We start from the raw sequence: 12,046 nt of genomic DNA on the forward strand, positions 1-12,046 counted from the left end.
ATATGACCAATAAAAAAGTAATGGCAGTAATGCTGGTGGTCGGTTTTACAACGTTAAATGCCAATGCCAACGACATCAGTTCAACATTAACAGAGTACTGCGCCACTGCGTTTTATGAATATTCGCATTCAATCACAGTCGGAGAAGTGACGGGCGTTGGCACACATCGCAATGGTTTTTTGCAAGTGACCGAAAAAAGCGATGACCAAGCTCTTAAACAGGCACTGATGAAAAAATCATCACTGTTAACCGTTCCGAGTGAATGTTTAACCTATATCTCAAACTTAGGTATTGCACAATTTAGTGGTGAAGTGGGTGACAAGGGACAACTGGTTGCACGGGTTCACTTTGCTTTTGATCGTTTCAATCTTTCATCATTGGCTAGAGATGTGTTAAGCAGTGTGGCGCGTCAATTGGCTCTAAGTAATTATCGAGTGACGGTTGAAGGGCATACTGACTGGATCGGTACCGATACTTACAACCAAGAGCTTGGCTTGAACCGCGCGCACAGCACCGCCAATGAATTGGTGAAATATGGGGTGAAACGGGAAAATACAGAGCTGAAGTCATTTGGTGAATCTGAACCGATTGCTAGCAATGAAACCCCCCAAGGACGCTCTAAAAACCGCCGAGCGGATGTCTACATACCAGCTGAAGAGCGAGAGTCACCAAGCCATAAAGCTATCCCATAACCGCTATATCCCCCCCCCCTTCCCGCTTCTACACGGGCGGGGGAGTTTTTTCCTTACTTCAACACATACTTCTATTAGAACTGGCGCTTTGGGGATCAATCTCAAACCGCCATGGTATTGCGTTTGATGAACCAACCAACTGTCTTCCACAATAAAACAGTTAACAGCGTCCCCACATAGCCATCAATGGCATAATGCCAACCTAAATGTACCGAGCCGATTTGTATCAGGATAGCAAAAGCGTAAGCAAAGTAACCGAGCTTTTTATTCAGTCTGCAAATGGACAACGCCATCAATACAGACATAGATACGTGCATACTCGGCATCGCGGAAATACCAGAGCCAAAACTATTGGCATTCTCTAGGTATTCATGCCACAGGTAGTCTTGTGTCGACAAAGACCATAAAGGGGATGCGCCAATGTTCTCCAGATACAGACTTTGAGCGGTGAGTAATTTCATCAACGGTGCGTACTGAGCGTCACCGGTCAAAAGTTCCATATAGCAAGGGCCTGCAGAAGAAAATAAGGTAGCGAACCATATACTATTTATCATCCATAGCAGTGCGAATGTGAGCAGAAATTGCAATCTCAATAATGGAAGTTTGTAATAGATGCAAAAAAAGAATGCGCTCCCCCACATTAGAAAAAACCATAGGTTGTAAGCAAAATTGATACTAAGTGAAGCCCACGGGCTAGAGAACAAGCTATGAGTCAATTCCCATGGTGCAACGCCAAAATGAAGCAGCCTATCAAGCTCAGCAAAGGTATGATCCCATTTGAATGGATTTATGAGTGGGATAAGCGATTTCAGAAACGTATGGTTAGTTACAATAAAATTGATAGCGAGCAACGATAAAAAAATAGAGATGGTTCGGTATAGAGGGAAAAATAGTTGATGAACTTTTTTCTTAAAACGATTCAAAGGACGCTTTTCTCGTTGGACCAGTAAATAGAAATAATAATACATACCTGCCCCTAAAATAGCGGCGCAAGTCGTAACTGTGAAGAGGTGGTAATAAGTAGAAAATGAGTAATTGATAGGGGAATCAAGGTACCAAGAGCAAAAGTAAATAATGGCAGTAGATCCAAAACTGTATAGATAAAAAATGATATCAGTACTCAGTTCATCCTTTACTGATTTTATCCAAGATGACGTTTTTTGCTGCCAACTGAGGTTGAGCTCGTAATTATTCTCTTGTTCCATCGATGCTCCCATCTTCTTATTTTTTATTAGAGGTATAAGTTTAGTTGAGAAAACGGGCACTTGTATTTAAGTGCCCGCTAAGAGTTTGTCGTTTAAGATTTTTACATCATGCCCGTGACAAGGCCTGCTGCCACAAAAAACACGATCATCCACAGCACCGAAAGGTTGAGCTTTTTGTGTAGATAGAAACCCGCAACCACTAACGCCATGTCGATGGGAGCAACAACTGCGCTGCTAAATACTGGCTGGTAAAGTGCCGCGAGTAGTAACCCTACTACCGAGGCATTGACACCGTTGATGGCGCCGGAGACCAGCGGTTTTCCTGCCAGTGCTTGCCAGTTTTTAAGAACGCCAAGCAGTAAAAGAAACCCTGGGAGGAATACGCCAAGCGTTGCGATCAGCGCACCTAAAATTGGCGTATCCGAAAGCTCATAACCAATAAAAGTCGCAAAGGTGAACATTGGCCCCGGTACAGCTTGTGCAGCGGCGTAGCCTGTTAAAAATGCATCTTGGCTGAGCTGGTCGCCAACAATGTTTTGCAGAAGCGGCAGCACCACATGACCACCACCAAACACTAAGCTACCAGCTTGGAAAAAATCACTAAACAGCCCAAGCAAAGGCAATGAATGAGCTACTAATGGTAAGCCGAGTAAAAGCACCGCAAATAGAGCCAATGGCACGATAGACGGTTTAAATAGCTCTGCTGATGGCGCGGAGTCTTTCTTCAGATATCGCATGCCGACAAAACCTGCTACTAGCAACACGAACATTTGCGTCATGATGCTTGGTGCCACCAGCAACGCAATCGCAGTCGCGACGCACAAACCCGCGGTTAGTTTGCTTTGGCAGAAGTTTTTGTACATGCCCCAAGTCGCATCCGCCACGACGACGACTGCGAGCAGTTTTAGGCCGTGAACGATGTTTTGGAACACTGCGGTGTCGGTAATTTGGCTGCTCACCATCGCCAGCGCCAACATGATGATCACCGAAGGAAGCGTGAATCCGACAAATGCTGCGCATGCGCCACCTAAACCGCCGCGTTTATAACCTAAAGCAAAGCCAACTTGGCTTGAGCCCGGTCCCGGCAAAAACTGACTGAGTGCGACAATTTGCGCGTACTCGCTGTCATCAAGCCATTTCAGTTTCTCAACAAAGGTTTGGCGAAAATAACCAATATGAGCCGCAGGGCCGCCGAAGCTGAACCAACCTAGCCAGAAAAAAGTTTTGAAGATGGTGAACATGTCGAGCCTGTTTATCTAAAAAGCATTGTTGCTAATTTATCGGATGCTATAAAATGACTCAAATTGATAGATTTAATTTCATTTATGAATGAAATGGGATGAAGGTGTTGAGGTGAAAGAGGACATTCAGTGGCGCAACATTGACTTGAACTTATTGGTGACGTTTTCCTACTTGTATCGCCATCGAAGCGTTAGCGTCGCGGCAGAGAAAAGTTACGTTAGCCAGTCGGCAATGAGTCATAGTTTGTCTCGTTTAAGGTTGTTGTTTGACGACCCGCTTTTTGAGCGAAAAGGACACAAGATGGAGCCCACCGAGCACGCTCACCACATCGCGCCAACCGTGCATCATTTGCTGGACTCTATCGCCAAAGACTTGCTCACTAAGTCTGCCTTCCAACCTGAAAATTACGCGGGTGTATGTCGCATCGGGTTAACGGATTATGCCGAGTTTATTTTTGCTCCTCGGCTTTATGACGAAATACGCCAGCGCGCACCAGAGGCGCAGATCAGTTTTATTAACGTCAATCGTAGCAACTACGTGGCATTAACTGAGCACGAAAAGCTCGATGTCATTATTGGCAGCATGCCGGTGTTGGATGACAACTTTGAGAGCTTGTACTTGTACACGGAAAAACACGTGTGTATGTGTGATAAACAGGTATTGAAAGGGGAAACACAGCTATCTCTGGAAGCGTTCGCGAACATAGAGCAAGCTCTGGTAAGTCCCGATGGGAGCTTAAAGACACAAGTAGACCAAAAGCTCGCAGAACATGGCTTGAGCCGTAAAGTCACCGTGGCGTCGCGCAACTTTCTCACTATTCGGCATTTATTGAAAAAGCGCGATCTCATTGCCATCGTGCCAGAAAAAATGGCGTTGGCGGAGGGCTTTTCGGACGACCTCATTACCGTTAAGCCGCCGATCGCCGTTGCGGATTTTGATATTGCCATGCTGTGGCATTCCAGCCGAAACAATGAAGACAAAGGCATTTGGCTACGCGAGTTGGTTTCTTCGACCATCACCTCTCACATATAAAAAAGAGCACCAAAGGGTGCCCAGAATGTTTGTCATTGAAAGTCTTTGTTATACCGCTTGCGAAGCTGGTGCGGCTTCTTTTATACGCTCTTCCAGATTCAATGATTTTTCGTATTGGCTGTACTTCCACCAAGCAAAGCCAAGGAAAATCACGATACCGCCAACGTTGTAGAAAATGATGGTCATGATGTCGGCCCCTGTAGGGAAGGTCGATGCTAAGAAACCAACCGTAAAGATAGCGATCAGTACCGATACGGTAGCGATGCCCATTTTGCGTGAGCCCATTTTGAAATCACGCTCGACGTGATCCAGTTTCAAGCGCAGATTCAGGTACGCCAACATGATAAACAGCGGTGGTAGCATCGAGGCGGCTGCCGTCATGTTGATCACGGTGTTCATCAGATCTTGAGCGGTGTTAGAACCTAATGTTGGGATGATCATCAATGGGATAACGATAAGGAACTGATACCAAGCTGCGCGAGCTGGTACGCCGTTTTCGTTCAGCTCTACGGTTTTCTTACCAAAAATGCCTTCTGGAATCTCAGAGAAGAAGATTTTCACTGGCGTTGCTGTCCACATCAGTAGGGAGCCAAACATAGCGGTGAAGGATACCAAGCCTACGAAGCGGTTCATCAATATTTCTGGCAAACCAAAGTACGCAGCCAAACCTTCAAATACTTGAACCGATCCGCCCGTGTATTTTAGGGTTTCGCTAGGAACAAATACGTTAATCAAAACAGACGCAATTGAGTAAAGCACGCCGATAAAGATACCTGCGATGATGATGACTTTAACGAACGATTTCGAGCCGCCTTTTACATCGTTTACGTAAACCGCGACCGATTCCGCACCGCCTGCCGCCATAAAGATCCATGTAGTAATGCCTAAAAATGCCCAGCTGAAATCAGGGATCATCGCTTCTACGGTAATTGGATCAGCCGGTTCTACGCCGCCGATCAACGCAGCGCCAGCCAGTAAAATGTACGACATTGTCAGTAGCAGCATGAGGGAGGAGGTCACCGACGTAATTGGTCCCAACATTTTCGCGCCGTTTGTCGATACGTAGGTCGCAAACGCAAACAAAATCATACTGAGCACGGTAGTGGTGAATGGCGTCAGAATGTATTCATAGCCCAAGAACGCGTAAGACGCATAAGCGATAACACGCGGCAGCAAGGACGTGAAGAAGAATAGGTTAACGAACCAGTAAGTGTAGGCAGAGATAAACGCCCAGCGACCGCCAAGTGAGCTTTTTACCCATGCGTAGACCCCCGCTTCAGAATCTTTATTCAGAGATACGAATTCTGCGATGATCAAACAGAAAGGGATGAAATAAAAAATGGTCGCCAGAAAGAACATTGGCGCAGACGCTAGACCGATCTCGATGTTGTTATTGATTACGTTATTAAAGCTAAATACTGCAGCAAAGGTGAGGGACAACAACCCGAATTTGCCTATCGTATTACGTTTGGATTCAGACATGTTCTATCTCCGGTGAATCACGTTGGAATTGTAGGGAGGAAGGGCTTGTAATGCTGTGACCACAGCCCTTCTCTTGTTTTATTTATTTAGGAAGTAGCCATCTTCGATGGTCACTTTGAGCACCACTTTTCTTACGCGGTTGTCTCCGTGGAAGCGGTACGCTTCACTGTTTTCAAAAATCGCCACTTGGCCTTCGCAAAGCTCACGTGTTTCACCCTGACCAGAAAAAAATTCGCGGTCGGTTTCATCACGATAAGCTTGTTCTAGTGTCAAAGCGGTTTTATCCGCGAACTCAACGGTTTCTCGACCTTCGAGGTAGTAATGCACATCGAAGTAACGACGGTTACCGATGAACGTTTCGGTTTGTTTTGCGATGCCATTCTCAACCATGTAAACCAGTGAATCGCCAATCGAGTGCATCACGCCATCTTTGATGTTGCCGATGTTGCCAATGGCTTCCACACAGCGGTTCCATTTACGACCGTTGCGATATACCTGTTTGAATTGCTCTAAGCTGTCTAACACGATCATGGGTTACGCCTCGTTGACTGATTGAGTATTGGTTTGAGTGAAAAACGCGTTGTCGAAATCATGGTTTGCCATCACTTGTGCGTTGCAATCGCCTGCTTGCAGTGGCATCAGCGTCAAACCGTAACGGAACTCGTCCATGTACACGCGGTAAGAGTCGAGCACTTCGCTGCCCCATGAATTCGAGCCTAACCCCATCACTTGATGGTCAAGGTTAAGGGTGATGTAGCCACTCTTTTCTAGCTCGATCGTATGTTGCGCTTCATGCAGATTTTGGTTGGTGTAGAACCACGCGCTGAAGTTGATTTCTTGCTGAGGTTTCACCAATAACCCTGTGCCATGACGGTTCGTGAGCGATGCCCAGCGCACGTGTTGGCGGTTGCCGTTGTTTTGCGGGAACGGGTAGTTCTCGAACATGTCTTCTACGGTGCTGTGGTAAACATCAATGAGGTTAGCTTGGCGACTGTCTTGGTAGTTTTCTTCTGGGCCGCGACCGTAGTAGCTCGCTTGGTCAAAGCTGCCGTTGATGCTCAAATCCAAGCCGATGACCGGAATCACGTGAGGGTAGTCGCCGTAGCGCTCGCCACTCAGTTCCACGTTCAAATGGCCTTGAGCATTGATTTGATAGCGATAGGTACAACGCATGCCAAAATCAAAGACCGGCGGCGCAATGATGCTGGTGGTTGTAATCAAGACGGAATCATCAGTTGCTTCCACAGCAAGTGTGCGGAAGTGCTCCTGCATGATTTGCAGATGCGCTGGGTGCCACAAACCTTCATACTCTTGTTTGTGGTTATCAATCATCGGTTTGAAGAAGTTCAGTCTCGGCTCAGATTGAATGATCTCTTCGCCATTTACGCGCCAAGAAGTCAGCTTGCCGTTTACTTTCGAGAAAGTAAGCGTGAAGTTATGGCCTTCAATTACGTGTTCCAAACGGCTTTCGTTAATCACCAAAGGTTGTGCGTTGCGATTGATGAACGCAGGTGCAGACGCGGTCTTTTCTTTCAGTTGGAACTGATACACCGCAATTTCATGGTTGGCTTCGCTGTAAAGCGTGCGACTGTCTTTGCGTACGGTGAAGTTGATGAAGGCTTCGCGCTCATCCAATTCTGGCAAGTCGATGGTCACTTCACGTTCGCTGTTGGCGACCAAAGCTTCGACTTTGAATTGCACGCTACGCAGGGTTTCACCTTCGGCACGCACGTCGGCATTAATGGTGTAATCATCGAGGTTGGTGAACCACAATTTGTTCTCAACGATAAAGCGGTCATGGCAACCTTCAACGGCGCGGATTTTCACCGGTGCAATGACTTGTTTGTATTCTTTCAGGCCAGGACCCGGGGTTTGATCTGGGTAAATCAGACCATCCATGCAGAAGTTGTAGTTGTTTGGGTAGTCGCCGTAATCGCCGCCGTATTTGTAGAACTCTTGACCGTGTTCATCACGCGCTAGAATGCCGTGATCACACCATTCCCAAACGTAGTGACCTTGAATGTGGTCGTGCGCATAGAACACGTTTTGGTATTCCGTCAGACCACCCGGCCCGTTACCCATCGCGTGTGCGTATTCGCAGATAATGCGTGGCTTCTCGTGTGGGTGTTCGCCAAAGTAATTCATCAGTTGAGCACGTGAGTACATCGTCGAAATCACATCGACCACTTCAGCATCGCGGTCTTCTTCGTAGTGAACCAAACGGGTGTCATCAATTGCTTTGGTCGCGGTATACATCGCACGGATGTTACAGCCATAACCCGATTCGTTACCGAGTGACCACATGATGATCGAAGGGTGGTTCTTTTGCGCATGAACATGACGCACTGCGCGATCGACAAACACTGCTTCCCAAGCAGGATCATTGGTGATACGGCTCAGGTCGCCAACGTTGGCAAAGCCGTGGGTTTCCACATCGGTTTCTGCCATCACAAACAGGCCGTAAATATCACATAACTCGTAGAAGCGTGGGTCGTTCGGGTAGTGTGCGGTGCGAACCGAGTTGATGTTGTGTTGCTTCATCAAAATCAGATCTTTTTCCACGCGGTCCATGCCCACTGCGCGACCTTTTAGATGATCGTTGTCATGACGGTTGACACCATGCAGCATCACGTATTGGTTGTTGATGTAGAACAGGCCATCGCGCACTTTGATGTCACGGAAACCCACGCGTTGTGGGATCACTTCCACTACGTTGTCTTGGTGATCTTTTAAGGTGATGAACAAGTGGTAAAGGTAAGGGTTTTCAGCCGTCCAATGCGTTGGATTCACCATATCAATCGCAAAGCTTGTTGAGTGGTGGTTTTGGATAGTCAGTGAATCGCATTGACCACTGGCTACGACAGTGCCTTTGTCATGCAGTGCGTATTCCAGCGTATAGCCAGACGCAATCGCGGTAGAAAGATTTTCCAATTCGACTTGAGCACTGAGCGTCGCACTTTGGTAATCGTCGGCGAAATCGGTACGAATGGTGAGGTCTTGGACGTGAATGTTCTCTTTTCCGATTAGGTAAACATCACGGAAGATCCCCGCCGTCCACCACATGTCTTGGTCTTCAATGTAAGTGGAATCGGCCCACTGCATCACGCGTACAGAGAGCAAGTTTTCGCCTTGTTGGACGAACTTGGAAATGTCGAATTCCGCTGTGAGTCGGCTGCCTTTACTAAAGCCGACGTACTCGCCGTTTACGTACACTTCAAAGTAGGTTTCCACGCCATCGAACTTGATGATAGTTTGTTGGTTATCCCACTGTGGACCAAGTGTAAATGTGCGTTGATAAGCGCCCGTTGGGTTGTCGGTTGGTACAAACGGGACGTCGATCGGGAATGGGAAGCCTTCATCGGTGTATTGCAGATCGCCGTGGCCTTCCATTTGCCACATGTTTGGGACGGTAATGTGTCCCCAGTCGTTCATTGTTTGTGAGTAAAACTCATCAGGTACCAACATTGGGTTGGTGAAATAACGGAATGTCCATTGGCCGCTGAGCAACATAAAGCGGCGACTCAGTTCACGTTGAAAGGTTTGTGCGCTCTGAACAGAGTCGTAGGAGAAAAAGTACGCACGTGGTGCCATACGATTCTCGTGTAAGTGTTGGAAGTTTTCCCAATTGTTCACGTTTTGATCTCCCCTCGGCTTGGTGCGCTTATGTTGGAGTGCGGATTGGTTTCATCGCGGCTCAACATCAGTGCAAAAACAACGGCCGATGTATTGTGAAAAATGCTTATGAATAATCTGAGAAAGATATTAGTAAAAGTTTTACTAAAATAAATTAGTGAAAACGTTTTACTTTAACTTGGTCACGTTTTAAATGACCAATGTTGAGCAAGATGTGATCAGAGTAAAGGAATGCGTTCTAGATTGTTTTGGAAAGTAAAAACAGTAAAAATTCGGTAGAAAATAAAAGAAGAAATAAAAAGCACTGAAAATTCAGTGCTTTATTTGATCAGTTTTGAGGGTGTTTTTATCGAGTTGTGCCGCGTAGCTTGAGCTTGCTTGGAACGTACACTTGAAGGGGCAGTGCGCGTCCGTCACGGTATTTTTCGACTAACAAGTTCACGCCTTGAATCCCCATCATTTCAGAATGAATACGAACGGTAGATAGAGGAGGGAAGGTAAAGCGCGCGGTAGGGATGTCGTTCACGCTGATCAGCGCAATATCATCAGGAATGTTTAAACCAAACTCATGCACTGCTCGTAACACACCAATCGCAATGGAGTCCGAAGCAATGAACATCGCTTTTGGGAAATCGCCTTTGGCCAGCATCTCTTTCGCTAAGTCATAACCGGACAAGCTAGAGAAATCGCCACGATAAATGTCGTCTTCAGAAACCACACCTTTTAGACTGCCGTAGTCCACAAACGCATTTTCACGAATGTCTGCGGTGTTGGGCTCGTCTTGTCCACCAATAAAGCCGATGCGCTCGTAGCCTTGTTGTACAAAGAAATCAACCACTTGCTTGCTGATTCTTACAAGGTCGATATCAACGCAATCGTAAGGACTAGTTGGATCTGAAAAGTCGATGTAACAGATGCTATCGGCTAGGCGTTTAGGTAACTTATTGACCACCTTTTGGTCGACTTTCCCGACTAAAAGGACACCCGTGATCTTTTGCGTTTCAACATCAATTTCGCTGTTGTAGCAATTGGTTAGCGTAATGCCGAGTTTGTCGCACTGAGTTTCAATCCCATGACGAATCGACAAGTAGTACGGGTCATTCACTTCTGCTTCTTGTTTGTAATTGTACAAGGCCAAAAAGTGATGTTTTTGCTTGGCTTCTTTGGTGGCTTTCTTCGAACTGCTGGTGCGGTACTCCAGCTTTTCTGCGATTTCTAAAATGCGGCGTTTGGTTTCTTCTTTAACGCTCAACGTCGGATCGTCATTCAAAACTCGCGATACGGTTGCAAGTGAGACGCCCGCTTCAGTGGCGATATCTTTTAGTGTTGCCATGTACATTTCCCGTTGGCATTGCTCACAGTCCAAGTGAGAACTCAATAATCTGGCTATTGTAAACAGCTACTTAGGGATGCACAAACTTTTAGTAAAATCGTGCGATCCACGAAAGAGAGCGGTATCTGCTCGACTCATCTTCACTGCTCATCATCTTCCTGGTTTAATTTAACTAAAGTCAGTATCTAAAATAAGGCTTTTGTGTAATTTTGTGGAAACGTTTACACAATTTGAATTCGATCACGGATCTGGATCGAGATTGGTTGCTAGACTTTTAGCCAGTTAAGAAATGGGCGTTCCGATTCGATGCAATGGCGATTGGCTTTTAGCGCATCAGAGTGAGGTATGAACAGAAAGCAGCAAACGTGGAGAAGCAAAAAGTGAAAGTTCTTGTCACAGGCGGTATGGGATACATCGGTAGTCACACTTGCGTTCAGATGATTGAAGCGGGAATGGAACCTATCATCGTTGATAACTTGTGTAACGCCAAACTGGAAGTGTTAAACCGTATTGAAGCGCTGACAGGCAAGCAGCCTGCGTTCCACCAAGGTGACATCCGTGACGAAGCATTTTTGGATACGGTATTCGCGCAGCACGACATCCAAGCAGTGATCCACTTTGCTGGCCTCAAAGCGGTTGGCGAATCGGTGGCAAAACCACTTGAGTACTACGACAACAACGTCAATGGCTCATTGGTGTTGGCGCGCAGCATGCGTAAATCGGGTGTGAAAAGCATCGTATTCAGTTCATCGGCAACGGTTTACGGTGACCCAGAAATAGTGCCGATTACGGAAGATTCACCAACAGGCGCAACCACCAATCCATACGGTCGCAGTAAATATATGGTGGAGCAGTGCTTCAGCGATCTGTTCCATGCTGAAAACGACTGGAGCATCACCTTACTGCGTTACTTCAACCCAGTTGGCGCCCATTCATCGGGCAGCATGGGGGAAGACCCACAAGGTATTCCCAATAACTTGATGCCATTTATCGCCCAAGTCGCTGTTGGCCGCCGAGAAAAACTCGCGGTATTCGGTAGCGACTACCCAACACCTGATGGCACTGGCGTGCGCGATTACATCCATGTGATGGATCTGGCCGATGGCCATATTGCGGCTTTGAAAACGGTGGGTGAGAAATCGGGTTTGCACATTTACAACTTAGGTACAGGTAAAGGCTCGAGCGTACTTGAGATGGTGGATGCGTTCGCGACCGCTTGCGGTAAACCAGTGCCTTACGAGTTATGCCCGCGTCGTCCTGGGGATATTGCTGAATGTTGGGCAAGCACGGAAAAAGCTGAGCGTGAACTAGGCTGGAAAGCAATACGCACGGTGGCTGAAATGACCGCTGATACGTGGCACTGGCAGTCAAAAAATCCCAATGGCTATTCCCCTAGTTTGAAGAATTTTAAAGAGTTGAGTAAGTAA

At 46.8% G+C, this 12,046-nt stretch carries 9 protein-coding genes; 3 read left to right on the plus strand and 6 right to left on the minus strand.

Annotated elements, in window-relative coordinates; all coding sequences use genetic code 11:
• Positions 1-2 precede the first annotated feature (2 nt).
• A complete protein-coding gene (locus tag UF05_RS04010; RefSeq protein ID WP_045545357.1) occupies positions 3-692 on the plus strand; it encodes an OmpA family protein in 690 nt (229 codons plus the stop codon).
• 101 nt (positions 693-793) lie between these two features.
• Here the strand turns inward: UF05_RS04010 and UF05_RS26800 are convergent, their stop codons facing one another.
• Together UF05_RS26800 and chrA are read right to left on the minus strand one after the other, a co-directional pair.
• Entirely contained in the window at positions 794-1,897 is a 1,104-nt protein-coding gene (locus tag UF05_RS26800) for a phosphatase PAP2 family protein (RefSeq protein WP_045545025.1), read from the minus strand.
• Between the two features lie 101 nt (positions 1,898-1,998).
• Positions 1,999-3,138, minus strand: a complete 1,140-nt coding sequence (chrA, locus tag UF05_RS04020; RefSeq protein WP_029798127.1) for a chromate efflux transporter — start codon at positions 3,136-3,138, stop codon at positions 1,999-2,001.
• A gap of 112 nt (positions 3,139-3,250) precedes the next feature.
• Here chrA and UF05_RS04025 point away from each other — a divergent pair, with 112 nt between their 5' ends.
• The gene (locus UF05_RS04025; protein ID WP_021447671.1) at positions 3,251-4,171 is read left to right on the plus strand and encodes a LysR family transcriptional regulator; all 921 of its coding nucleotides are present in this window, start codon (positions 3,251-3,253) and stop codon (positions 4,169-4,171) included.
• A 48-nt stretch (positions 4,172-4,219) separates the two neighbouring features.
• Here UF05_RS04025 and UF05_RS04030 read toward each other — a convergent pair whose 3' ends face one another.
• The 4 genes from UF05_RS04030 to ebgR form a co-directional block, all read right to left on the minus strand.
• A complete protein-coding gene (locus UF05_RS04030; protein WP_045545026.1) occupies positions 4,220-5,653 on the minus strand; it encodes an amino acid permease in 1,434 nt (477 codons plus the stop codon).
• Between the two features lie 78 nt (positions 5,654-5,731).
• A complete protein-coding gene (locus tag UF05_RS04035; protein ID WP_029825049.1) occupies positions 5,732-6,184 on the minus strand; it encodes a beta-galactosidase subunit beta in 453 nt (150 codons plus the stop codon).
• A 3-nt stretch (positions 6,185-6,187) separates the two neighbouring features.
• Positions 6,188-9,286, minus strand: coding sequence for a beta-galactosidase subunit alpha (ebgA, locus tag UF05_RS04040; RefSeq protein ID WP_045545027.1), 3,099 nt, complete (start codon positions 9,284-9,286; stop codon positions 6,188-6,190).
• A 346-nt stretch (positions 9,287-9,632) separates the two neighbouring features.
• On the minus strand, positions 9,633-10,619 hold the full coding sequence (ebgR, locus tag UF05_RS04045) for a transcriptional regulator EbgR (RefSeq protein ID WP_005494135.1): 987 nt from the start codon (positions 10,617-10,619) through the stop codon (positions 9,633-9,635).
• A gap of 380 nt (positions 10,620-10,999) precedes the next feature.
• Between ebgR and galE the strand changes: the two genes are divergently transcribed.
• A complete protein-coding gene (galE, locus tag UF05_RS04050; RefSeq protein ID WP_025631158.1) occupies positions 11,000-12,046 on the plus strand; it encodes a UDP-glucose 4-epimerase GalE in 1,047 nt (348 codons plus the stop codon).

It is taken from the genome of Vibrio sp. S457-15, assembly GCF_000960545.1.
GTDB lineage: Bacteria > Pseudomonadota > Gammaproteobacteria > Enterobacterales > Vibrionaceae > Vibrio > Vibrio parahaemolyticus.

Bases quoted from the DNA above. Each gene is read 5' to 3' on its own strand.
- UF05_RS26800 (WP_045545025.1), bottom strand. From the start codon at position 1,897: ATGGAACAAGAGAATAATTACGAGCTCAACCTCAGTTGGCAGCAAAAA.
- UF05_RS04030 (WP_045545026.1), bottom strand. From the start codon at position 5,653: ATGTCTGAATCCAAACGTAATACGATAGGCAAATTCGGGTTGTTGTCC.
- UF05_RS04010 (WP_045545357.1), top strand. From the start codon at position 3: ATGACCAATAAAAAAGTAATGGCAGTAATGCTGGTGGTCGGTTTTACA.
- chrA (WP_029798127.1), bottom strand. From the start codon at position 3,138: ATGTTCACCATCTTCAAAACTTTTTTCTGGCTAGGTTGGTTCAGCTTC.
- ebgR (WP_005494135.1), bottom strand. From the start codon at position 10,619: ATGGCAACACTAAAAGATATCGCCACTGAAGCGGGCGTCTCACTTGCA.
- UF05_RS04035 (WP_029825049.1), bottom strand. From the start codon at position 6,184: ATGATCGTGTTAGACAGCTTAGAGCAATTCAAACAGGTATATCGCAAC.